18 protein-coding genes are annotated in these 22,265 nt (G+C 74.0%); 9 read left to right on the top strand and 9 right to left on the bottom strand.

Translation table 11 applies throughout. From position 1 onward, the window contains the following. Window positions 1-502: 502 nt before the first annotated feature. Window positions 503-1,942, bottom strand: a complete 1,440-nt coding sequence (locus P8T65_RS02935) for a phosphoribosyltransferase (RefSeq protein WP_316723837.1) — start codon at window positions 1,940-1,942, stop codon at window positions 503-505. 251 nt (window positions 1,943-2,193) lie between these two features. Here P8T65_RS02935 and P8T65_RS02930 point away from each other — a divergent pair, with 251 nt between their 5' ends. Beyond that, a complete protein-coding gene (locus tag P8T65_RS02930; protein ID WP_316723836.1) occupies window positions 2,194-3,204 on the top strand; it encodes an Acg family FMN-binding oxidoreductase in 1,011 nt (336 codons plus the stop codon). 68 nt (window positions 3,205-3,272) lie between these two features. Here the strand turns inward: P8T65_RS02930 and P8T65_RS02925 are convergent, their stop codons facing one another. The 5 genes from P8T65_RS02925 to P8T65_RS02905 all read right to left on the bottom strand — a co-directional run bounded on the left by P8T65_RS02925 (window position 3,273) and on the right by P8T65_RS02905 (window position 7,604). Then, a complete protein-coding gene (locus P8T65_RS02925) occupies window positions 3,273-4,448 on the bottom strand; it encodes an ABC transporter permease (RefSeq protein ID WP_316723835.1) in 1,176 nt (391 codons plus the stop codon). After that, window positions 4,445-5,614 carry an ABC transporter permease gene (locus P8T65_RS02920; protein ID WP_316723834.1) on the bottom strand — a complete coding sequence of 390 codons (1,170 nt, stop codon included), beginning with the start codon at window positions 5,612-5,614 and terminating at the stop codon, window positions 4,445-4,447. The genes P8T65_RS02925 and P8T65_RS02920 overlap by 4 nt, the downstream gene beginning before the upstream one ends. A 6-nt stretch (window positions 5,615-5,620) precedes the next feature. Continuing rightward, a complete protein-coding gene (locus P8T65_RS02915; protein ID WP_316723833.1) occupies window positions 5,621-6,559 on the bottom strand; it encodes an ABC transporter ATP-binding protein in 939 nt (312 codons plus the stop codon). Window positions 6,560-6,639: 80 nt separating this feature from the next. Next, window positions 6,640-6,852: a universal stress protein gene (locus P8T65_RS02910; RefSeq protein ID WP_316723832.1), complete on the bottom strand. Its 213-nt coding sequence runs from the start codon at window positions 6,850-6,852 to the stop codon at window positions 6,640-6,642. Further along, window positions 6,774-7,604 (bottom strand): universal stress protein, encoded by an 831-nt coding sequence (locus P8T65_RS02905; protein WP_316723831.1) that lies wholly within the window; start codon window positions 7,602-7,604, stop codon window positions 6,774-6,776. The genes P8T65_RS02910 and P8T65_RS02905 overlap by 79 nt, the downstream gene beginning before the upstream one ends. Window positions 7,605-7,842: 238 nt before the next feature. On the opposite strand from P8T65_RS02905, the gene P8T65_RS02900 reads away from it, so the two are divergent. Next, on the top strand, window positions 7,843-8,724 hold the full coding sequence (locus P8T65_RS02900; protein ID WP_316723830.1) for a universal stress protein: 882 nt from the start codon (window positions 7,843-7,845) through the stop codon (window positions 8,722-8,724). Between the two features lie 3 nt (window positions 8,725-8,727). Further along, entirely contained in the window at window positions 8,728-9,210 is a 483-nt protein-coding gene (locus P8T65_RS02895; RefSeq protein ID WP_316723829.1) for a cation-translocating P-type ATPase C-terminal domain-containing protein, read from the top strand. A 47-nt stretch (window positions 9,211-9,257) separates the two neighbouring features. Here P8T65_RS02895 and P8T65_RS02890 read toward each other — a convergent pair whose 3' ends face one another. Beyond that, the gene (locus P8T65_RS02890) at window positions 9,258-10,253 is read right to left on the bottom strand and encodes an Acg family FMN-binding oxidoreductase (protein ID WP_316723828.1); all 996 of its coding nucleotides are present in this window, start codon (window positions 10,251-10,253) and stop codon (window positions 9,258-9,260) included. Between the two features lie 259 nt (window positions 10,254-10,512). Between P8T65_RS02890 and P8T65_RS02885 the strand changes: the two genes are divergently transcribed. Continuing rightward, entirely contained in the window at window positions 10,513-11,427 is a 915-nt protein-coding gene (locus P8T65_RS02885) for a universal stress protein (protein WP_316723827.1), read from the top strand. Window positions 11,428-11,504: 77 nt separating this feature from the next. Here P8T65_RS02885 and P8T65_RS02880 read toward each other — a convergent pair whose 3' ends face one another. After that, the gene (locus P8T65_RS02880) at window positions 11,505-11,960 is read right to left on the bottom strand and encodes a pyridoxamine 5'-phosphate oxidase family protein (protein WP_316723826.1); all 456 of its coding nucleotides are present in this window, start codon (window positions 11,958-11,960) and stop codon (window positions 11,505-11,507) included. 151 nt (window positions 11,961-12,111) lie between these two features. Next, entirely contained in the window at window positions 12,112-12,819 is a 708-nt protein-coding gene (locus P8T65_RS02875; RefSeq protein WP_316723825.1) for a CBS domain-containing protein, read from the bottom strand. 264 nt (window positions 12,820-13,083) lie between these two features. Between P8T65_RS02875 and P8T65_RS02870 the strand changes: the two genes are divergently transcribed. From P8T65_RS02870 to P8T65_RS02850, 5 genes are all read left to right on the top strand, one after another. Beyond that, window positions 13,084-13,968 (top strand): type I glyceraldehyde-3-phosphate dehydrogenase, encoded by an 885-nt coding sequence (locus tag P8T65_RS02870; RefSeq protein ID WP_316723824.1) that lies wholly within the window; start codon window positions 13,084-13,086, stop codon window positions 13,966-13,968. A 179-nt stretch (window positions 13,969-14,147) separates the two neighbouring features. Further along, window positions 14,148-16,523, top strand: coding sequence for a glycosyl hydrolase family 65 protein (locus tag P8T65_RS02865; RefSeq protein ID WP_316723823.1), 2,376 nt, complete (start codon window positions 14,148-14,150; stop codon window positions 16,521-16,523). A gap of 262 nt (window positions 16,524-16,785) precedes the next feature. Then, window positions 16,786-17,688 carry a hypothetical protein gene (locus P8T65_RS02860; protein ID WP_316723822.1) on the top strand — a complete coding sequence of 301 codons (903 nt, stop codon included), beginning with the start codon at window positions 16,786-16,788 and terminating at the stop codon, window positions 17,686-17,688. Continuing rightward, window positions 17,688-19,832 carry a bifunctional serine/threonine-protein kinase/ABC transporter substrate-binding protein gene (locus tag P8T65_RS02855; protein WP_316723821.1) on the top strand — a complete coding sequence of 715 codons (2,145 nt, stop codon included), beginning with the start codon at window positions 17,688-17,690 and terminating at the stop codon, window positions 19,830-19,832. Before P8T65_RS02860 ends, P8T65_RS02855 begins: the two co-directional genes overlap by 1 nt. 69 nt (window positions 19,833-19,901) lie before the next feature. Continuing rightward, window positions 19,902-22,145, top strand: a complete 2,244-nt coding sequence (locus P8T65_RS02850) for a bifunctional serine/threonine-protein kinase/ABC transporter substrate-binding protein (protein ID WP_316723820.1) — start codon at window positions 19,902-19,904, stop codon at window positions 22,143-22,145. The last annotated feature ends 120 nt before the right edge of the window (window positions 22,146-22,265 follow it).

Raw genomic sequence — 22,265 nt, 5'->3', positions numbered from 1 at the left:
CAACGGTCCCGGAACGGGCCGAACGGGCACGACCGGTGCCGTCCGTCCCTCTTCGCGACCACCGGCCGCGGGAGGCGCGGGCAGGCCCCCACCCCCTGGGGGGTGAGGGCCTGTGGGGACGTGCCCGCCGGGGTGAGCCATTGCTCACGGGCACGCCGGCCGACGATCCACGCGCGGCCACCGCCTCGCCCGAAAGCGGTCCCCGGCACGAAGGCCCTCCAGTGGAGGCGGGTGGCGGCAAGTCACCCGTGACGTTCGTGCCCGATTACAGTCTCGGCCCCTCGACGTCGCGGCCGCAGGGCCCACCGGCCCTGGTCCCGGGACGCTGGGCCCCTGCCGCCACGCCTCGACCGCGACGGGTGAACCGGGCCCGTACGTGGGGCTCTTGCCCGGGTGGGGTGACGGGCCCGGGTACGGGCCGTGGCTGCCGGGCGGGTGTCGTCCCGCCCCGCCGGGCGGCGACGGCAGCGGTCGGCTCGGCGGCGCGCGTGTCCAGCCGTGCTCAGGCCGGGCGGCGGTGCCCGGTGTCCGGCCTGGCGAGGTGGGTGGTGAACCAGTCGCGGGCCAGTTCGGCCGCCATGGCCAGGGTCCCCGGTTCCTCGAACAGATGGGTGGCGCCGGGCACGACGGCGAGCCGGTGTTCACAGCGGAGCCGGTCGGCGGCGAGACGGTTGAGGCTGAGCACCATGGAGTCCAGACTCCCCACGACGAAGAGGGTCGGGGCCCGCACCCGCGCCAGAGCCGCGGGGGTCGCCAGGTCGGGGCGCCCGCCCCGGGAGACGATCGCGCGGATGTCGGCCCCCGGCGCGGCGGCGGCCTCCAGGGCGGCCGCGGCTCCGGTGCTGGCACCGAAAAAGGCCACCGGCAGCCCGGTTCCCGCATGCAGCCAGGTGGTGGCGGCGTGCAGCCGGTCGGCCAGCAGTGCGACGTCGAAGACATTGCGGCGGTCGCCCTCCTCCTCCGCCGTGAGCAGATCGAGCAGCAGGGTGCCCAGGCCCGCCCGGTCGAGGACGTCGGCGACGTACCGATTGCGCGGACTGTGCCTGCCGCTGCCGCTGCCGTGCGCGAAGACGACCACCACCGGGGCCGCGTCGGGCAGCACCAGCCGAGCGGGCAGCCGTACGTGTCCGGCGGGCACCCGCACCTCGCGGACCACGGGCCCCTCCGACCGCCGGGCCGGGGACGGGCGCCGGGACACGCCCGTGGACCTCACCCCGGCCCCGGCCCGGCCCACCGGGACATCTGTCCGTCGGCCCGGACGCGACGGTTCGAACAGGACAGCGCCGGGGGCGGGAGGCGGCGTCTGGGTCGGGGTGGCACGAGTGAGGAGATCGATCACCTCGGAGTCGCGCGTCTGCGTGAAGTCGCGGTACCACGCGCCGACCGAGCCCAGGTCTGCCACCGTCTCCAGGCAGACGACGTGATCGGTCACCGCGCTCAGCCGGGCGACGGCCTCCACCGATCCCACCGGGACGGCGAGGACGACCCGCGTCGCGCCCTGGCCCCGCACCACCCGGCAGGCCGCCTCGGCCGTGGCGCCGGTGGCCAGCCCGTCGTCCACGACCAGCGCGGTGCAACCCGCCAGGGACACACGGGCACGCCCGGACCGGTAACGGGCCACACGCCGCCCCAGCTCCGCCCGTTCGGCGCGCTCGACGTCGGCCAGCTCCTCGTCCCGCAGCCCGCAGCTGTCGATCACGTCCTGGTTGAGGACACGGACCCCGTGCTCGCCGATGGCGCCGAAGGCCAGCTCCGGCTGCCACGGCACCCCCAGCTTGCGCACCACCAGCACGTCCAGCGGTGCCTCCAGTGCTCCGGCCACCTCGTACGCGACCGGTACGCCGCCCCGAGGCAGTCCCAGGACCACGACGTCCTCGTCGCGCAGCTGCCCGAGACGTCGGGCCAGTCGGCGTCCGGCGTCCGTACGGTCGTCGAAGGGCATACGCCACCTCCTCGTGCGCCCACCGCGACGAAGCGGGGGAGTCGGTGTCGGAAGAAAGGCGCCTCCTGTCGTTCCCCCCATTGCACCGCGTCGTGGCGCGAGCGCGCGAGGGGCCTTCGGCCCAGGTGAGGGCCGGACGGTCCCTCGCGGTTCCGGCGCCACCGCCGCAGACTTTTCATGGGCCGCGAATTTTTCACGCGCCGCAGACTTTTCGTGGAGCGGATACCGGACTGTCTCGCCGGGAGGTTGCGATGACCACGCGAGAGCTGGACACGAAGACGGTGACCGATCTCGTGGCCGACGCCACGGCCGCCCCGTCCATGCACAACGCGCAGCCCTGGCGCTTCCACTTCGTGACCGACGAGCGCGTCCTGCTGCTGCGCGCCGACCTCGACCGGGCCATGCGCCGCACCGACCCCACCCATCGGGCACTGCACATCGGCTGCGGGGCGGCGCTGTTCAACCTCCGCGTCGCCGCGGTGCACGCGGGCCTGTCCCCGCTGGTCCGGCTGCTGCCCGACCCGGGCGACCCCCGGCTGCTGGCCGCCGTCCAGCTGGCCGCCGCGCACCCGGCGGACCACAGGGGGCCGACAGCGGACGAGCAGGATCTGGCCCGGCTGTACCCCGCCATCCGCCGGCGACACACCAGCCGCTACCCCTTCGACGACCGGGACGTCCCCGAGGACGTGCGGTCGCGGCTGCGGGTGGCCGCCGCCCGGGAGGACGCCGAGCTCACGTTCCCCGGTGCCTGGCACCTCGACACCGTCCTGGAGCTGGTCCGGGACGCCGAGAGCCGCGACATCCTGGACCCCGGAGGCCGCGAGGACCTGGAGCGCTGGACCCGGCTCGGCCCCGAGGCCGACATCGCCACCGACGGCGTACCCGAGTACGCGTTCGGCCCGCGCCGCCGGGACGGCCGGGCACCGCTGCGTGACTTCGCGGGGCGACGGCCGGTGGCCGACCGTGGCAGCACCGCCTTCGAGAGCAGCCCCCACCTGGCCCTGCTGTACACCCGCGGTGACGGGCTCCTCGACTGGCTGCGCGCCGGGCAGGCGCTGGAACACGTCCTGCTGGAGGCCACGACAGCCGGACTGGCCGGCGCGCTGACCTCCCACCCGCTGGAGAACGACGACCTGCGCACACTCGCCCGCGACCCGGTCTCCGGGCGGGGGTACGTCCAGATGGTGCTGCGTCTCGGCTACGGCCCGCACGGCCCGGCCACGCCCCGCCGCCCCGTCAGGGACGTCCTCGACATCACTTGAGGGTGCCGCCCCCTCGCCCGACCGGCTGCCTGGCCCGCGAGGCCGGCCCTGCGTGGGCCCTGTGCCGGTCAGGTCCCCGCGCCCGTCGTCAGCCGGTGCCGCAGGGCCAGCGCCGCCAGGACCAGCAGGGCGGTCGCGAACGCCGCGAGGACGGCGAGTTCGGGCAGGATCGCCGACAGGTCGCCCGCCCGGGAGAGCACGGTGGTCCACGCGTCGACGGCCCAGGCCTGCGGCACGGCGTGGCCCACGGTGCGCAGCCAGTCGGGCACGAGGGCCAGGGGCCACATGCAGCCGCCCAGCATGCCCATCCCGATGCCGAGGGCCGGGCCGATCGCGTGCACCTGCTCCGGGGTCCGGAACAGGGCACCGACCAACAGAGCGGCGCCCGTGCCGACCAGCGCCCACACCGTGACCAGAGCTCCGGCGGCCACCGGATCGCCCCAGGCGACGTCGAAGGCGAGCGCGCCGACGGTGACGATCAACAGGGACTGCGCCAGCGCCAGCAGCAGATGGGCGAGGGTCTCGCCGGCGACCAGCGTGCGGGCGGAGACCGGGGCGGCCAGGGCGCGGGCGTACACACCCGTGCGACGGGTCTGCACGATGGTCGCCCCGCCTCCCAGGGCGTTGATGAACACGAACAGCACCAGCATGGTCGGAGTGCTGTAGCTGTAGCCGAGCGGCAGGAAGTCGCTGTGGCCGTCGACGGTCTCGCCGCGTACGACGATCGGGGACGCGGCCTGCTCGGCGCCACGGGCGAGAGCGAGGGCGTCGTCGAAGGAGCCCTGGGTCTCGTCGGCGGCGAACCGGGCTGCCTGCAGACGAGCGGCGTGCCCGGCGACGACGGCCGACACCGAGGACACGGCCCCGTGCCCGGCACTGCCCGAGGGCTCCACCAGCACCCGCACGGTCACCGGCCGCCCGGCGCGCACGTCCGTGTCGAGACCGTCCGGTATCACGACGACCGCGTCCAGCTCCGAGCGCCGCAGCGCGGTGCGCGCGTCGTCCGGACTGTCGTAACCACGGGTGCGCAGCCCGGGAGCCGCCCGCAGCTCCGACATCAACTCGCCTGCCACGGGGCCGGTTCGGTGGGCCGGGACGAGCCCGACCCGGAACCGGTCGAACCCGCTGACGGTGACCCCGATGAGCACGATGATGGCGACCGGCAGCAGCACCATGAAGAACAGCGCGGTGCGGTCGCGCAACATGCGCGTGAGGGTGGCCCCGGTCACGGCGAGTGCGGTCATGGCGTCCTCCTCAGCCACAGGATCAGCGTGGTCGCCGCGGCCACGGCCAGAGAGAACACCGCGATGCCGAGCAGCGGGGCACCGACCGCGTCCCAGCCGCGTACTCCGGTGCCCAGGTCGGTGAAGCCGCGCAGTGCCCAGCCGTTGGGCGTGAAGAGGGCGAGGGTCCGGATCGTCGGCGTGGTGTTCGCGGCGAACACGAAGTTCCCGCCGAGCAGGACGAGGGCGAAGACCAGGATCGAGGCGAATCCCTGTGCCTGCTCCTCGGTCCGGACGAGCGAGATGACCAGGGCGGTCAGACACACCACGCACACCGCCATCGCCACACTGAGCGCGGCGACCCCCACCGGATCGGCCCACCGCGCGTCGAAGGCGAGCCAGGACACCAGGGTCACGGTGGTGAGCCCGGCCAGACTGTAGACGAACGTCGACAACGACTTGCCGAGCAGCAGCGCACCGCGCCCGACCGGCGCGGCGGCGATCCGGTCGAGGGTTCCCTGCTGACGCTCGACGAAGTAGCCGCGAGCGCCGAAGCCGACGCAGAACAGCACGAAGAACATGCCCATACTGGGTCCGAAGTAGCTGATCACCTTCAGCGGATCACCGCTCAGCCCTTGTGCCCCGACCTCCTCGGGCAGCCGCAGCAGGGCCGCTCTGGCGGCCAGTTCGGGCACGTCGGCCTCCGGGGCGCCCGCGGCGACGGCGGTGGCCACCGAGAGCCGGTCCGCGTTGACCTGGGCGACGTACGACTCGGTGACCGCGCGCGCGAGCTGGGCCTGGAGGCCGTAGTCGACGCTGCCCAGGACCCTGACCGGCGCCGCGCCGTCGCCGTGCAGCGACTGGCTGAACCCCGCCGGCACGACGATCGCGGCATGCACGTCCCCCGCGTCGACGGCCCCGCGTGCCGCGCGCTCGGTGTCGTACGACCGCACCTGGGCGGTGCCTTCCAGCTCAGGGCTCCGCAGCACCTGGATGAGGCCCGTGGCGGCGGGGCCCCGGTCCAGGTCGACGACCCCGATCTCCGCGCGGAACTCGCCGCTGTTCCCGAACGCCAGGGCCATCAGGGCCGAGATCAGGACCGGCGCCAGGAAGACGATGACCCACGCCGAACGGTCCCGCAGGCGCTGCCTGAGGTCCTTGGCCGCGATGGCGATCACCACACGCATGGCGGCTCACTCCCTCAGCGCGGTGCCCGTGAGATGGAGGAACACCGCCTCCAGGTCCGGTTCGTCGATCTCCACGCCGCGGATGTCGACGGCCAGGTCGTGGGCGAGGTCGAGGAGTTGCGGGAGCAGGCTGCGAGCGTCCTTGACGACCAGTTCGAGCACGTCACCGCGGCGTGCCGCGCCCTCGACGCGGGAGAGCCGGCGGCAGGCGTTCGTGTACCCGGCCAGGTCCCCGACGGCCGTCAGCCGCACTCGGTCGCGCTCGGCCACCAGTGCCACCAGTTCGCGCGGTGTGCCCTCGGCGACCAGGCGGCCCCGGTCGATGACGCCGACGCGGTCGCAGAGCCGTTCCGCCTCCTCCATGTAGTGCGTGGTGTAGAGGACGGCCATGCCCTCCTCGCCGAAACGGTGGACGCTCTCGAGGATCGCGTGGCGAGACTGCGGGTCGACCCCGACCGTCGGCTCGTCCAGCACCAGGAGCGTCGGCGCGTGCACCAGACCGGCGCCGATGTTGAGCCGTCGGCGCATGCCGCCGGACAGCGAGTCGACGCGGTCGCCGGCCCGGTCGCCCAGTTCCACGAGGTCGAGGACCCTGTCCACCCGCCGGTCCAGCAGCCCGCGCCGCAGACCGTACAGTCGGCCGAAGAAGCGGAGATTCTCACGGACGCTGAGGTCTGGGTACAGCGCCACGTCCTGCGGGACGAAACCGATGAGCCGCTTTGCCGGTCCCGCGGCCGTCGTCATCGGCCGGCCGGCCACCCGCACGGTTCCGGCATCGGGCCGCAGCAGTCCGCAGACCATCCTGATCGTGGTGGTCTTGCCCGCGCCGTTCGGCCCGAGCAGACCGTACGTCTCGCCGGGCGCGATCCGCAGGCCGACGTCGTCGACGGCCGTGCGGTCCCCGAACCGGCGGACCAGATGGGCGCATTCGAGCACGGCGTTCATGGCATCCCCTCGACAGGTGTGGACTTCCCGGCGGACGCGACGGCCGCCGACAGGGACGGACGCGCTGTCGGCCGCGGACCTCAGTCGTGCGGGACGACCGCGACCGGGGCCGGCACATGGTGCAGCGCCGCGTGCGCGACCGGACCGAGCCGCCAGGTGAGGTGGCCCGGGTGCCGGCGTCCCACGACCAGGAGCCGGCCGTGCCCCGCGGTCGTCAGCACCTGGGAAGGGCGGCCGGTGACGACCTCCTCGGTGACGGAGACCTCGGGGAACTTCCGCCGCCAGGGCGCCACCGCGGCGGCCAGGCGGGCCTGTTCCCGCGCCCCGGCCACCGAGTCGCCGTGCGCCGCGGTGTGCGGTGCGTGCGGGCGGGCCACAGCGTGGCCCTGGGCACAACCCGCAGCACACGTACGGGCGTTCCGCCGGACGAGGCCTCGGCGAAGGCGAACTCCAGCAGAGGGTCGGCTGCGGGCCCCGGCTCCCGCACGCCGACCACGACCTCGTCCCGGTCCGCGGCCGCCGGGTGCGCCCAGCCGTTCTCGACGGCCGGGTCACCGGGCCGTACGGCCACGGCCGGGCAGCGCGCGAGTCCCAGCGCGTGCAGGCTGACGGAGCCCAGCAGGAAACCTTCCACGGAGCCGTGACCACGGGTGCCGAGCACGAGCAGGGAGGCGTCCGTGCCGCGCTCCACGAGTTCCCGCGCGGCCGGGGCCGACACGAGATCCGTGCCGAGCTCCAGATCGCCGTAACGGTGCAGCAGTTCGGCCGCGGTCCGGTGCAGGATCTCGCGGCCGTACCGCTCCTTGCTGCGGGCCTCCTGCGGGACCGTCCGCACGTCCAGCGGCTGGGTGGTCCACGAGTGGAGCAGTACGACCGGCAACCGCCGCAGCGTCGCCTCGCGCGCGGCCCACCAGGCGGCCGTGACGCCGGCGGGGGAGCCGTCGAGCCCGACGATGACGGGGGCCGGCCATGGCGCACCTCCGGGGTGACCTGCGGGCGTCGCCGCGGCCACCGCGACATCGGTCCGCCCCGCTGAAGTCGTCACTCAGTGTGTTCGCGGGGAAGCGGCGGGGCGAGGGCCGGACGGGACGTACCCCGGGGCCGTCCGGCCCAGTGCGGGATGGGGTCGGCGGGGAGAGGCTGAGGTACGAAGGAACGGCGCGGGGCAGCCGGGCCACGCGGTCCGGCCGCACAGCGCTGTCCTCCACCGTCCGTCTGACCCGGCGCTCCGGCCGGTGTGCGCGTCCGCGCCCCGGACCGGGCCGGGAGAGAGGAGAGCCGCGATGAGTGCTCCCGTCGTCGTCGGAGTGGACGGCTCGCCGTCCGGCCTGGCCGCCGTGGAGACCGCCGCGCGCGAGGCCGGTGCGCGCGGAGTCGGCCTGCGGCTGGTCCATGCCTTCGGATGGCCGGGCGCCCATGTGCCGCCCGGTGCGCCGCCCTGGAATCCGGCCGGGGCCGGCCTGCGCGAGATGGTGGACGGGACCATGGCGGAGGCCGAGCGACGGGCCCGTACCGTGGCGCCCGGGGTGGAGATCAGCCGTGAGGTCGTCGCGGGCGAACCGATCATGGTGTTGGAGATCGAGTCGCGCACCGCGGCGCTGGTGGTGGTGGGCAGCCGGGGACTGGGTGCCTTCGCTGCCCTGCTGCTCGGCTCGACCTCCGCGCACCTGGCCGCCCACGCCGACTGCCCGGTCATGGTGGTGCGCGGCACGCCGCATCCGGAGGGTCCCGTGCTGCTGGCCGTCGACGGCTCCCCGGCGGCCGAGGGCGCCGTCGAGTTCGCCTTCGCCGAGGCCTCGATGCGCGGCACGGACCTGGTCGCCCTGCACGTGTGGAACACCCGGACGGAACGGGTCTACGACGGTGCCGCCGACCCGCCCTTCGTGACGTACGACGAGGACCGGCTCCGCGACGAGGAGGAGCGCGTGTGCGCCGAGTCGCTGTCGGGGATGCGCGAGAGGCACCCGGAGGTGACCGTGCACCGGCGGCTGGTCAGGGGACGGGTACGGGCATCGCTGATCGAGGCGAGCGCCGAGGCTCAGCTCCTCGTGGTCGGGGCACGCGGCAGGGGAGGCTTCGTCGGGCTGCGTCTGGGGTCGGTGAGCCAGGCCGTGCTGCACCACGCGCACTGCCCCGTCGCCGTCGTCCGCTCGGGGAAGGAGTGACGGGTGGACGTACCGATGTCACCGGCCCCGGCGATGGCCCTGGCCGTCGACCCCGCGCGCGACGACGTCATGCGACACCCGCCGCGCGACCCGGGCGAGCGGATCCTGGACCTCCGCCGCCTCCTCGCCGTCGGGCGGGCCGGTGCGGTGATGGCCGTCGGCACGGTGACCCTGCTGGCCCTGGCCCGTCCCCGTGTCGGCACGGGCACCGCCCTGACCGTGGCGTTCACCACGTTCGTACTGTTCCAGCTGTTCAACGCGCTCGCCGCCCGCGCGGACGACGGTCCGCTCCTGGGCCGCCATCAGTTCCGCAACCGCGCGCTCTGGCTCTGCCTGGCCGGCGTGCTCGCAGTCCAGGTCCTCGCCGTCTTCGGCACCGTGCCCCTGACCGCGGCCGAGTGGGCCGGGTGCGCGCTCACCGCGTCCACCGTGCTCCTGGCCGAACTGGCCGTCCGCGGAGCGCGATCGACGCTGCGACGACCCTGACGACCCTCGACCCGTGCGGCCTGCCCGACGGGAGTATCGGGCCCGGCTCACCGGGACAGGGGCAGCACGCTCTCGTCCAGTGCCTGCCCCGCCGACCGCCGCGGTGAGGCGGGGCCTTCCGGCCCGTAGCCCAGGCGGATCACCATCTGGGCATGGGCGCGGTGGTCCTCCTCCGGCGGGACGAGCCGCTCGCGCAGGTCCGGCCATTCCAGGGCCTGGTGCAGCAGGGAGGCCCGCAGCCCGCGGGCGGTGGCCACCAGCAGGACGCGTTCCAGGGCCTGTCCGGCACGCAGCCAGTCGGCCCTGCGGTCGTGCGCGGTGAACAGCACGTTGATCGACGGCCGCGTCTCGAAGGGCCGGCTGGCCAGTGCGGAGGGGTGCCGGTGGGCGCCGAAGTCCCGCAGGGGGACCCGCTCGCGGAAGTCCTGCGGACCCACCGTCGCCGGCGGCATGCCCAGCGACCCCGCGGTGGGTTCGTGCACCCAACGACGGCTCTCCGCGGCCCTGTCGGCGTCGGTGGTGTTGCGGTGTTCGGCGTCACGGGTGAGCCGCAGCAGACGGTCCGTGGCGCGCGGCCCGGGACGCCTGAGCAGGGCCCCCTCGCTGTGGGCGGCCTCGGCCAGTTCCGCCGCCACCGCGGTGGGCACGGGCACGTCGGAGAAGGGGAACCGGCTGCTGTGCCGGCGCCACAGCGCCTCGAACAACCCGGGAAACGGCGTGGTCCGCACCGGGCCGCCGAACCGTACGGTGGCGAGCAGGTCCGGCTCGTCGGGCCGGGGCAGCAGCCGGGTCACCGGCTCCCGGCCGAAGTGGGCCACCGCCACCCTGAGGTTGAGGACGGCGCATCCGACGGAGAGGTGCAGGGCGCGGCCCGTGGGGTCGATGTGGCGCAGGCCGCGATCCGCCACGGCGCGGATCTCCAGCGTCACCGTGTCCGGATCGAGCCGGAAACGCCAGGGCTGGGTGTTGTGGATGGAGGGCGCGGCCACGGCCGCCGAGATCAGTGTCTCCAGCGTCCGGGCGTCGAGGGTCTCGGACCACATCAGAAACTCCTCCCCGCCCCGCGTACGCGGAGCCGGTGGGCCTTGGAGGCGGACCCTGCCCAGTGTGGTGGCCCCACGCCGGGCGCGGCATGGGCCGTACGGTCCCGTCCCCCGCCGGTCGGCCCGGGTCCGTCGCCTCCGCGCGGCAGTTGGGGCCGAAGGGCCCGGCGAAAGGACTGTGCGGCCCCCTGCGCGCGCGACAGTCCTCCACGAGGCTGCACACAGGAGCAGCCGGGTCCGAGCGCAGGAGGCGCGCACCATGCAGCGACACGTGACCGTCGGAGTCGACGAATCGACCGAGAGCCTCGCCGCGGCCCACTGGGCGGCCAGGGAAGCCCGGCGCCGGGGCGCCGAGTTGAGGCTCGTGCACACCTGGGCGTGGCACCCCCGTCCGCCCGCCTCCGTTCCGGCCGACGTCAGTGAGCGCCGCTGGGCCGAACAGACGCTGGACCGGGCGGTCGTCAGCGTGCGGTCCGCACACCCCGGGCTGCGGCTCGTCGACCGGCTCGTCGCGGACTCCCCGGTGGACACGTTGCTGGAGGAGGCCGGCAAGGCGGAACTGCTGGTGCTCGGCTCCCGAGGACTGGGCGCGGTCACGGGGTTCGTCGTCGGCTCGGTCTCACAGCGTCTGGTCGCCAGGTCGCCCAGTCCCGTGGTGCTCGTCCGGGCCCGGCAGGCCCTCGCCGACGAACATCTCCCGGCCCCGGACGGCATCTCGCCCGAGGAGATACCGCAGACCCCCTACCGGGACGTGGTCCTCGGGCTGGACACCTCGCGTCCCTGCGACGAACTCGTCGAGTTCGCCTTCGCCGCCGCCGCGCGGCGTGACGCCGGGCTCCGCGTGCTCCACGCGTACCGGGTTCCCGCGGCCCACACGGTGGACGACACCTCCACACCGACACCGGCACCCGAGCTGCTCGCGGCGCGGGAGCGTGCCGTCGTGGCGACACTGCGCCCCTGGTGCGACAAGTTCCCCGGGGTTCCCGTCGTGGAGAGCGTCGTGCGGGAACGGGCCGCCACCGCGCTCGTACAGGCCGCGACCGGGGCCGGCCTGGTCGTCGTGGGACGCCGGATCCGGGACACCCCTCTCGGGATCGGTCCGCACGTCGGTCCGGTCACCCACGCGGTGCTGCACCACGCCGGCTGCCCCGTGGCCGTCGTCCCGCACCCCTGAGCCGATCCGGCCTTGCGCCGACCTGACGCCTGAGACGACCATGAACCGGTTGGAACCGCAACCGGTACATGGTCGTCTCAGGCGTCGGCCTCGACGGCCGTGAGGCGGATGCCGGTGACCAGATCCGGGCGGATACGGACCGCGTGGTCCATGGTTCCGCTCGCCCAGGGCCGCAGCATCGCCTGGTAGCGGGCCAGCTCCTCGGGATCGGTGACCGGGCGCGCGTAGCCGGTGACGACCACGCTCCAGCCCAGGTGCGTCTCCGGATCGATGGCGTCGGCCTCGTACGCCACCACGACGCCCAGGTCGCCCGCCTCCTGGGCCCGCGCGGTCAGTGCCGTGCCCTCATGGGTGCGGATGACGATGTCGCCGTCGTCCAGGACATGGTTGACGGGACGGACGGTCGGCAGCGCGTGCCGGGTGAAGACGATCCGTCCGAAGGACACACTGCCGAGCAGCCGCAGTGCCTCGTGGCTGTCGAGGTCGACTGACCTCCGGGGCTTGGCGGCTCCGTTGGGTTTGCTGATCGGCATAGTGGTCTTCCGCGCGGGTGGGTGTGCGTGCTGACGGCATTCGGCACGAGCGGCCTCCATGGAACGGTGACCGCCAGTGCCGCGGTAGGGCCGTTCGGCCCCGGCCCCCGGGCGAACCGGCCCCTCCTGGCGAGGACGCCGGCGGGATCGCTCAGCTCGCCAGCTGGGACCGGCGCGACGTGCCCGGATCCGAGCCCGCCGATGTGTCGGAGTCGTCGATGCGGTGCTCCAGGTCGGCGGAGACGTCGACGACTCCGTCCACACCGCCGCACAGCCGCACCACGACCGGGACGAGGGACCTGCGCTCGACGGTGCCACGGAGGGTGACCCGTCCGTCGACCACTCGTACGAGGATCGCGTCGGGCGCGATGCCCAGGGTGCGCAGGAGTACGTCTCCGTTGATCTCCTCGCGGATGGCGCGGTCGCCCCGCAGGAACACGCGGAGCAGGTCCGCCCTGCTGATCATCCCGACCAGCCGGCCCGCCTCGTCGACGACCGGCAGCCGCTTGACCCGGTGGCGCTCCATGACCTGGGCGGCCTCCACCACCGTCCACTGCGGTCGGGCGGTCACGGCCGGAGTGCTCATCAGCCCCGCGGCCGTCGCCGCCTCAGCCTTCGCGCGGCTGGCCGGCTTCGGGTGCAGCACCGGCAGCAGACCGGCCGGATCCAGTTGTGCGGCCTCCTTGCGCAACAGGTCCGCTTCGGAGACGACGCCCACGGGACGGTCGTCGTCGTCCACCACCGGTACGGCCGTGATGTCGTACTCGGCGAGCAGCTTGGCGATCTCCTTGAACCCGGTGTCGGGGTGCACCCGGACGACCGACACGGTCATGAGGTCGCTCACCAACCGGTGCCGCATGGCCCTCGCCTCCTGAAAACACTCGTGTCTCTCCAGTTGCCTCCCACCCACTCTCCGCCTGTGCCGGGCAGGGCTCCATGGGCCGGTCGGCCCCGACGCGGGACCTGCGGCCCCTGCTCCCCAGGGGCCCGCCACCACGACGCTGCAGTCGGGGAGTCCGGCCACGAGGCCGGGGAGACGGCCTCCCCGGCGAGGGGGCCGGGGAGACCGTCGTCCCCGCCCGACCCGCCCGCACTCGGCCGACCCCATGAGGAGCACACCGCCATGACCGTTCGCGTCGGCGTCAACGGCTTCGGCCGTATCGGTCGCACCTACCTGCGCGCCGCCCTCGCCCGCGCCGAGGCCGGCACCCAGGACGTCGAGGTGGTCGCGATCAACGACATCACCTCGCCGGCCACGCTCGCGCACCTGCTGGAGTACGACTCGACGTTCGGACGCATGGGACGCGAGGTGAGCCACGACGACAGCTCGATCACCGTCGACGGCCGGCGCATCACGGTCACCGCCGAACGCGACCCGGCCGCCCTGCGCTGGGCCGACCACGGCGCCGACATCGTCGTGGAGTCCACCGGCCGCTTCCGCGACCGTGAGTCCGCCGCCCTGCACCTGAAGGCAGGAGCGCACACCGTGCTGCTGTCCGCTCCCGGCAAGGGCGTGGACGCCACCATCGTCATGGGCGTCAACGACGGCACCTACGACCGCCACCGCGACCGGATCGGCCCGCACAAGGACCTGCGCCGCGCACGCTCGGCGGCACTGAGCATCATCCCGACCAGCACGGGCGCCGCCCGCGCCGTCGGACTGGTGGTACCGGAGCTGGCCGGCGCCCTGGACGGGATCGCGGTCCGGGTGCCCGTGGAGGACGGCTCCCTGACCGACCTGGCCGTCGTGCTGGAGCGCGAGGCCACGGCCGAGGAGGTCAACGCCGCGTTCACGACGGCCGCCGACGGGCCGCTCCACGGCGTCCTGCGCGTGTCGAAGGCGCCCATCGTCTCCCGCGACGTGATCGGGGACCCGTCGTCCTGCGTCTTCGACCCGGCCCTCACCCAGGTCAACGGCACCCTCGCCAAGGTCTTCGGCTGGTACGACAACGAGTGGGGCTACACCAACCGCCTCCTCGACCTGACCGCACTGGTCGCCGACGACTGACGACCGACGACGTGGGACACACGGGAGGCATGAGCAAGCACTGTCCCCCGTCCGCCGCCGTACCCGCGTCGAACCGGGGCCGGCGGGCCTAGGCTCGACAGAACGATGGGACGCCCACGGGCTCCGCGCGGCCCCGCCGCGAAGCGGGCCACGCGGAGCCCGACGTGCCGGAGGACCGGATGCGTGACTGGATCTGGGAGTACCAGGGCTACGACCCGGGGCAGGAGGGCCTGCGCGAGGCGCTGTGCACCCTCGGCAACGGCTACTTCGCCACCCGCGGCGCACTGCCCGAGTGCGGCGCCGACTCCGTGCACTACCCGGGCACCTACGCGGCCGGCTGCTACGACCGGCTCACCTCCGAGGTGGCGGGCCACCACGTCGAGAACGAGGACATGGTCAACCTGCCCAACTGGCTGCCGCTGCGCTTCCGTCTCACCGGCGGCGACTGGCTGACCCCGGACCGCCACCGGCTGCTCGACCACAGCCTGGGCCTGGACCTGTGGACCGGCCTCCTGGAGCGCCGCTCCACGTACGAGGACGGCGCCGGACGCCGTCTGCGGGTACGACAGCTGCGGCTGGTGCACATGGGGGACCCACATCTCGCCGCGCTGCGCACGGAGTTCACCGCCGAGGACTTCTCGGGGGAACTGGAGGTGGAGGCCGCCCTGGACGGCCGGGTGCGCAACGCCGGAGTGGCGCGCTACCGGGACCTGGAGACCAGGCACCTCGTGCACGTCCACTCCGACTCGGCGGACGCCGACACGGTGTGGCTGCGCTGCCGCACCAGCGCCTCCGACATCCGTGTCGGCATGGCGGCACGGACCGTCAGCGCGAGCGGGGAGCCGTCCGAGGCCCGGCACGCGGGGCGGCGGGCCCTCCAGCGGTTCCGCCTCGCACTGGCGCCCGGCCGCACCGTCACCGTGGACAAGACCGTCTCCCTGTTCACCTCCCGCGACCCGGCGATCGACGACCCGCTCCAGGCGGCCGTCGACCGGGTCGGCCACGCCCCCGGCTTCGACGAGCTGCTGGAGTCCCACCTCACCGCGTGGGACCTGCTGTGGCGGCGTGCCGATCTGGAGGTGCCCGGGAAGGCGGGTCACATCCTCCGGCTGCATCTGTTCCACGTCCTGCAGACACTCTCCCCGCACACCGCCGACCTCGACGTCGGCGTCCCCGCGCGCGGACTGCACGGCGAGGCCTACCGCGGACACGTCTTCTGGGACGAACTGTTCGTCCTGCCCTATCTGAACCTGCACTTCCCCGAGGTCTCCCGGGCACTGCTGACCTACCGTCACCGCCGCCTGGCGCGGGCCCTGACCGCGGCCAGGGACATCGGGCGGACCGGGGCCATGTACCCCTGGCAGAGCGCGAGCGACGGCCGTGAGGAGACCCAGCGACTGCACCTCAACCCGCGTTCGGGGCGCTGGCTTCCCGACCACTCGCACCTGCAGCACCATGTGGGATCGGCCATCGCCTACAACGTGTGGCGGTACTACGAAGCCAGCGGCGACACCGAGTTCCTGCACACCAAGGGTGCCGAGATGCTGCTCCAGATCGCCCGTTTCTGGGCGAACGCGGCCACCTGGGACGAGGGCCTCGGCCGCTACCGCGTCCGCGGTGTCGTCGGGCCCGACGAATACCACGAGGCCTACCCCGGGGCCGACCGGCCGGGACTCGACGACAACACGTACACCAATGTCACCGCTGCCTGGGTCCTCGCCCGCGCCTGCGAGCTGCTGGAGACGCTCCCCTGGCCGCGCCGCCTGGAGCTCGCCGACCGCACCGGCTTCGACGGCGGCGAACTCGAACTGTGGGAGGACGTCTCCCGCTCCCTCCACGTGCCGTTCCACGCCGGTGTGATCAGCCAGTTCGAGGGGTACGGCGAGCTGGCCGAACTCGACTGGGCGGCGTACATGGCGAAGTACGGCGACATCCGCCGACTGGACCGGATCCTGGAGGCCGAGGGCGACACCGTCAACCGGTACAAGGCGTCCAAGCAGGCCGACGCGCTGATGCTCGGCCATCTCTTCTCACCCGCCGAACTGCGCGCGCTCTTCGACCGGCTCGGGTACCGGCTGGACGACGAGACCTGGCGGCGCACGGTGGACTACTACCTGGCCCGTACGTCGCACGGCTCCACACTCAGCGCGCTCGTGCACGGCTGGGTACTCGCCAGGGCCCGCCGCTCGGAGGCATGGACCTTCGTCCAGGAGGCGCTCGCCGGCGACATCGCCGACCTGCAGGGCGGCACCACCGGCGAGGGCATCCACCTCGGCGCCATGGCGGGCACGCTCGACCTCGTGCAGCGCGGTCTGACCGGACTGGAGACGCGCGGCGACACGCTGAGGCTCACCCCAGTGCCGATCCCGGAGCTGTCCGAGTACGGGTTCTCCATCCGCTACCGGGGCCACTGGGGCGTGCAGCTGCGGCTGCGGTCCGGACAGCTGCACATCGCCGTGCCCGACTCCGACCGCGACCCCATCACCGTGGCCCTCGGTGACCGCACCGTCTCGGTCGCGCCGGGGGAGTCCCGCACGCTCGCCCTGCCGGACTGAGAACGACTGGCAGAACCGCCTCGGAACATCCGGATCATCCGTGCCGCGGGCATCCGGACAGTCCCGCGCGGCGCCACGGATGCCCAAGCGATCACCGTCTGCCCCTGATGCACGCGGGTTCTCTCAACTATGTTGAGAGAAAAGGGCGTTGGTGGAAACCGTCGGTACCGGCGTGGCGTCGGTACGGGTGGTGGCGGCCGGTGGTGCGCACGGCGGCGAAGCACGGATTCGCTGAGGCGAGGACACCACGAGGGGAGGGATCGTGACGTATGCGAGAAAGCGGCTGGTCCGCGCGAGCGTGCTGATGTGCGCGATGCTGCTGGCCGGCTGCACGGACGGCGGCAGCGCTCCGGGCGGCGGGACCAAGGGGGAGTCCAGCCCGGACGCCACCGGGAGCGGGAAGGCCACGGACGAGAGCACAGGTGCGCTCCCCGACGCCGACGCCCTCCCCGCGGTTTCGCCGACAGAACAGGCGGACCCGGCGAAGCAGCCGCGCACCGCGGCCGAGGCGCGGGCGCTGGTCCGGAAGGTGATCGTCGATCCGGAGTATCTGGGGGCGGGGGCGGTACCGGCGACGCCGTACGAGAGCGACCCGAACACCTGGGCCGTGCTGGGCGAGGACTGCGCCTGGCGGCGGCAGGGGCTGCCGAAGGACGTACTGGCCACACTCACCCGCCACTTCGAGGTACCCGTGAAGGGCGCCGAGGAGCCGGCCTGGCTGTCGACGACCGTCACGGTGCACCGGACGGCGCTGGACGCGGCCTGGGAACAGGCCGGGATGCTGGAGGAGGCCGTCACCTGCCGTGAGCAGACGCTCCGGCCGGGCGAGCGGCTGACCGGTCTGTCCTCCATCGCCGTCGCCTGGGGTGAGAACGCCAACATGACCAGCGACGACTCGCTGACGGAGACGGGCACCTGCGTCAGCGACACGCGGGGCGGCCCCTACGACTACGACTGGACGCAGTCCGTCTTCGGGCCGGTCGTGGTCTCCACGTCCGTGTGCGGGGCGCGGGAGGGTGCGATAGACGGGGTGGATGTGGCGGTGAGGATGCTGCTGCGGGTGCAGGACGCGATCGGAAGCCCCACCGGGGCCGGTTCGTCCTCACCTGACCCGGCCACCCCTTCCGGCAGTCCCGGCGTCGAGGACAAGAAGGGCGGCGAGTGATGGAGCGGCTGCTTCCCACCGACCCCTCCCGCCTCGGCGGCAACCGCCTGCTGGGCCGTCTGGGAGCCGGCGGTATGGGCGTGGTGTACCTGGCCCGCACCGGGACCGGCGACCTGGCCGCAGTGAAGGTGATCCAGCCCGAGTACGCCGACCAGGCCGATTTCCGGGCCCGCTTCCGCCGCGAGGCGTCCTCCGCCGGGCAGGTGGACAGCCCCTGGGTGGTACGGGTGGTGGGCGCCGACACGGAGGCGGCCGCGCCCTGGCTGGCCACCGCGTTCGTGCCCGGCCCCTCCCTGGAGGAGGCGGTCGCGGCCTGCGGTCCCCTGCCGGACCGTGCGGTACGGGTGCTGGGCAAGGTGCTGGCGAGCGCCCTGGCCGCCGTGCACGAGGCGCGCCTGGTGCACCGGGACGTCAAGCCGGGCAACGTCCTGCTCGCCCTCGACGGCCCCCGCCTGATCGACTTCGGCATCGCCCGCCCGACGGCGGCCGACGAGACCGAGCTGACCTCGGACGGCATGGTGGTCGGCACCCCCGGATTCCTCTCTCCCGAGCAGGCCCGGGCGCGGCGGGTGGGCGCGGCGAGCGATGTCTTCTCGCTGGGCTGCGTGCTCGCGTACGCGGCCACCGGACGCCCGCCCTTCGGCACCGGCACTGTCGACGGCTTGCTGTACCGCACCGTCCACGACGAGCCCGAGCTGGACGGCGTCGCGGACGCCGACCTGCGGGCGCTGCTCGTCCGCTGTCTGGCGAAGGAGCCGGAACAGCGGCCCACGGCCCCGGAGGTGGACACGGAACTGGTGGAGGACGCCCCCGTCGGCACCGTCGACTGGCTGCCCGACCCCGTGGTGCGGATGATCGCCGACCGGTCGGCGCGGATGCTCGCCCTGCCGGGCATCGAGCCCACCGAGGTCTCGCGGGAGCCGCTCGGCCGCAGCCGTCGCCGGGTCCTCGCCCTCGGCGGCGGCGCGGCGCTGCTCCTGGCGGGCGGGGGCGCCGCGCTGTGGGCGGCGCTGCGCGACGACGAGGGCACCTCGGGGGCCACCACCACCGGCAGCCCCTGGGCCATCGGCCTCCACGCGGATCTGACGGGCCCGCTGCGGAAGGCCGGACGGGCGCAGGAGCGAGGTGCGCGGCTGGCGGTGGAGCGGTTCAACGCCCGCGAGGGCAGACCGTTCACGCTCGCCCTGAGGACCGAGGACGACCGGGGGGAGCCGGCCCGCGCGCTCCGGGCGGCCCGGCGGCTGACCGGCTCCGCCGATGTCCTCGCGGTGCTCGGCCCCACCGGCTACTCCTCGACACAGGCCGCGCTGGAGGTCTACGACGGCGCCGGGATGCCGCTGGTGACGGTGTCGGAACTGTCCACCAGCGCCGCGGAATCGGCCATCGCCGGCGACGCCCCGCGCTCGTACTTCCAGGCCGCGACGCTGTCCGCGTACGGCGCCCTCGCCACCGTCACCGCTCTCGGCGCGGACGGTGTGGGAAAGCTGGGCCTGCTGGGCGACAGGGCGGGCAGGCTGGCCGGGATGGAGTCCATGCTCGTCGTCGGCTTCCAGGCACAGGGCCGACTCGATTTGCATCTGCGTGTGGTGCCCGCCCTGGCGAGCGCCGGTGACCTGGCACCTGTCACCATCGACATGCTCGGCCGTGGGGTCGACGGCTTCTACTACCTGGGCACCCCCGATCGCGCCGCCGCTGTCGCCCGCGCCCTCGCGGAGCGGAACTTCACCGGGCCCCGCTACCTCGACGCCGCCTCCGCCACCGACGCCTTCCTCTCCGGGGCAGGCCGGGCGGCCGAGGGCTGGCAGGTGCTGACGTCGTACATCGGACCCGACGCCGCGCCCGTCAACGCCTTCGCCACCGCCTACCGCAAGCGCTACGGCGGTGCGCCGGGCCCGTGGGCGGCCGAGGCGTACGACGTGACGCGCCTGCTCGCCGACCGGCTCACCGCCCTCGCCCCGAAGGGCGGAAACCGGCCCACCCACGAACGGGTCACCCGGGCCCTCACCACGGCCCGGTTCACCGGCGTGGCCGCGACCTACGCCTTCGACGACCGGAAGCGGATGAAGCGGCAGGTGCTCCACCGGTACCGCGTCCAGAACGGGCAGTTCGCCTACGTGGGCGCCATGGACGTCACCGGAACCTGATCCGATGCGCTGGAAGCGGAGAGGCCGGGCGGCGTCCCGGAGGTTCGTGGGACCGGAGGACCCGGACTGATGCGGGCGCTGCGCGCGCACGACCCCGGCGAACTGGGCGGGCACCGGCTGCTGGCCCGGCTCGGCGCGGGCGGCATGGGCGTGGTCTACCTGGCCCGAACCGCCGACGGGACCTTGGCCGCCGTGAAAGTCATCCGCGCCGAGTACGCCGCCGAACAGGCCTTCCGGGAACGGTTCCGGCGGGAGGCACGGCTGGCCAGGACCTTCACTTGCCGCTGGCTGGTGAACGTCACCGACGCCGACGCCGAGGCACGCGAGCCCTGGCTCGCCACCGCGTTCGTGCCGGGGCCCTCCCTCGCCGAGGCCGTGGACGGCCACGGCCCGCTGCCGCCGGCCGTCGTCACCACGCTCGGCGCCCGGCTCGCGGAGGCACTGGCCGAGGTGCACGCCGCCGGTCTGGTGCACCGGGACGTCAAGCCGGGCAACGTCCTGCTCGCCCTCGACGGCCCCCGCCTGATCGACTTCGGCATCGCCCGGTCGCCGGGCGGCACGGCGCTGACCGAACCCGACGCGATCGTCGGCACCCCCGGCTACCTGGCCCCCGAGCAGGCCCGGAGCGGTGGCGCGGCGGCCCCGGCGAGCGACCTGTTCGCGCTGGGCTGTGTGCTGGCGTACGCGCTCACCGGGCAGCGGCCCTTCGGCCTCGGCGACCCGGCCGCCGTCCTGTACCGCACCGTGCACGAGGAACCCGACGTGCCCGGTCTCGATCGGCTGCCGCTTCCCCTGCGCACGGCGATCACCGGCTGCCTGGCCAAGGACCCCGCGTCCCGGCCCACGGCGGCCGGACTCGCGTGCTCCCTGCGGGATACCCGTCCGAGGACCGCGACCGGGCCCGATCAACAGGACGCCCTCCGTCAACACACAGCCCCCGCACATGAGTTCACCCCCGCCCCTGACTCCACTGCCGACTGGCTCCCCTCCGCCGTGCTCCGCATGGTCGCCGACCGCTCCACCCGCGCCCTGGACCCGCCGCCCCGGCAGAGCGGCCCCGCGGCCCCGCTGGAGCCCACCCTGGTGGAAGAGGGCCGCGCCCCCTCCCGGCGCCGGCTCCTCGCGATCGGCGGATCGGTCGGCGCGGCGCTCGCCGCGTCCGGCACCGCGCTCGTGCTGACGAACCGTCAGGACACCGCGCAGGGCGGCTCGGCGCAGGGCCTGCCCGTCCATGTCATCGGCTTCCAGGCAGCCCTGACGGGTGAGCACAAGGAGGCCGGGCTGGCGCAGGAGCGCGGCGCCCGACTGGCCGTGGCCGCGTACAACGCCCGTGCGGACACCCGCTTCCGGCTCGCCCTGACCTCGTACGACGACCGGGGCGAGGCGGGGCGGGCGAAGGAAGGGGTCCGCACACTGCTCGCCCAGCGGTCGCTGTGCGCGGTGATCGGCCCCACCACCGTCGCCGCCGCCCGCGTCGCGGTCCCCCTGTATGGGAAGGCGTACACGCCTGTCCTGCTCGTCTCGGCCGACTCCAGCGCAGTGGGGCCGTCCTCGGCCGAGACCCGCACCCGCTGTGCGACCGTGGTTCCATCCAGCTTCCGGAACCTGCCCGTGCTCTCCTACCTGACTCGGGTACGCGGGGTCGGGCGCACCGCCGTGGTCCATGACCAGGCCGCGCCCGGGATGGCCGAGACCGCCCGCAACCTGCGCGAGTCCCCGCCCAGCGACGGCAGCGCCACGGTTCACCCGGTGGCGTCCGGTACGGAGGACTTCGGCCCGGCCGTCGCCGCCGCGCTGGCCACTCACCCCGAGGCCGTCGTCTACGCCGGCACCTCGCCGACCCGCGCCGCGGCCTGCGCCCGCGCCCTCGCCTCGGCGGGATTCACCGGCCCCCGCGTGAGCTACGAACCCGTCATGCGCCCGGCCTTCACGAAGACCGCGGGCGAGGCGGCCGAGGGCTGGGTGTTCGAGGCTCCCTACAGCGAACCGCAGTCGTCGGACACCAAGGCCGCCAGAGCGTTCACCGCCGCGCACCGCGCCCGCTACGGCGTGCCTCCCGCCCGCTGGGCCGCGGAAGCCCACGACGCGGTGGGGCTGATCACCGCGGCCCTGGAGGCCCATGGCGCCGGTGTCGGCATCACCCCCGGACAGGTCGCCGAACGCATCTTCAAACTCACCTACGAGGGTGTGGCCAAACCCATCCGTTTCACCCAGGACCTCACCCACAGCCTGGAGCCCGAGAACACGAGCTTCCTGTACCAGGTCGAGGACGGGAGGTTCCGGCTCCTGGGCCGCTACGACCAGGTGGGGTGACCCGCGCCGACGTCGCTCGCCCGGGGCCGCTGGGGTCGCCCGGTTAGGGCCGACCGGCCCCCGTCCCGCCCCCGGACAGCCCATGGGATCTCCTTCCGATCCGCTGGATGCTCGAAGTGT

This window comes from Streptomyces sp. 11x1, from assembly GCF_032598905.1.
Taxonomy (GTDB): Bacteria; Actinomycetota; Actinomycetes; order Streptomycetales; family Streptomycetaceae; genus Streptomyces.
This window is presented reverse-complemented; position numbering and strand designations above follow the sequence as displayed.

What these genes read in the sequence shown, in the direction of transcription:
- P8T65_RS02935 (WP_316723837.1), bottom strand. Translation starts at nt 1,942, where the DNA reads ATGCCCTTCGACGACCGTACGGACGCCGGACGCCGACTGGCCCGACGT.
- P8T65_RS02930 (WP_316723836.1), top strand. Translation starts at nt 2,194, where the DNA reads ATGACCACGCGAGAGCTGGACACGAAGACGGTGACCGATCTCGTGGCC.
- P8T65_RS02925 (WP_316723835.1), bottom strand. Translation starts at nt 4,448, where the DNA reads ATGACCGCACTCGCCGTGACCGGGGCCACCCTCACGCGCATGTTGCGC.
- P8T65_RS02920 (WP_316723834.1), bottom strand. Translation starts at nt 5,614, where the DNA reads ATGCGTGTGGTGATCGCCATCGCGGCCAAGGACCTCAGGCAGCGCCTG.
- P8T65_RS02915 (WP_316723833.1), bottom strand. Translation starts at nt 6,559, where the DNA reads ATGAACGCCGTGCTCGAATGCGCCCATCTGGTCCGCCGGTTCGGGGAC.
- P8T65_RS02900 (WP_316723830.1), top strand. Translation starts at nt 7,843, where the DNA reads ATGAGTGCTCCCGTCGTCGTCGGAGTGGACGGCTCGCCGTCCGGCCTG.
- P8T65_RS02890 (WP_316723828.1), bottom strand. Translation starts at nt 10,253, where the DNA reads ATGTGGTCCGAGACCCTCGACGCCCGGACGCTGGAGACACTGATCTCG.
- P8T65_RS02885 (WP_316723827.1), top strand. Translation starts at nt 10,513, where the DNA reads ATGCAGCGACACGTGACCGTCGGAGTCGACGAATCGACCGAGAGCCTC.
- P8T65_RS02880 (WP_316723826.1), bottom strand. Translation starts at nt 11,960, where the DNA reads ATGCCGATCAGCAAACCCAACGGAGCCGCCAAGCCCCGGAGGTCAGTC.
- P8T65_RS02875 (WP_316723825.1), bottom strand. Translation starts at nt 12,819, where the DNA reads ATGCGGCACCGGTTGGTGAGCGACCTCATGACCGTGTCGGTCGTCCGG.
- P8T65_RS02870 (WP_316723824.1), top strand. Translation starts at nt 13,084, where the DNA reads ATGACCGTTCGCGTCGGCGTCAACGGCTTCGGCCGTATCGGTCGCACC.
- P8T65_RS02865 (WP_316723823.1), top strand. Translation starts at nt 14,148, where the DNA reads ATGCGTGACTGGATCTGGGAGTACCAGGGCTACGACCCGGGGCAGGAG.
- P8T65_RS02855 (WP_316723821.1), top strand. Translation starts at nt 17,688, where the DNA reads ATGGAGCGGCTGCTTCCCACCGACCCCTCCCGCCTCGGCGGCAACCGC.
- P8T65_RS02850 (WP_316723820.1), top strand. Translation starts at nt 19,902, where the DNA reads ATGCGGGCGCTGCGCGCGCACGACCCCGGCGAACTGGGCGGGCACCGG.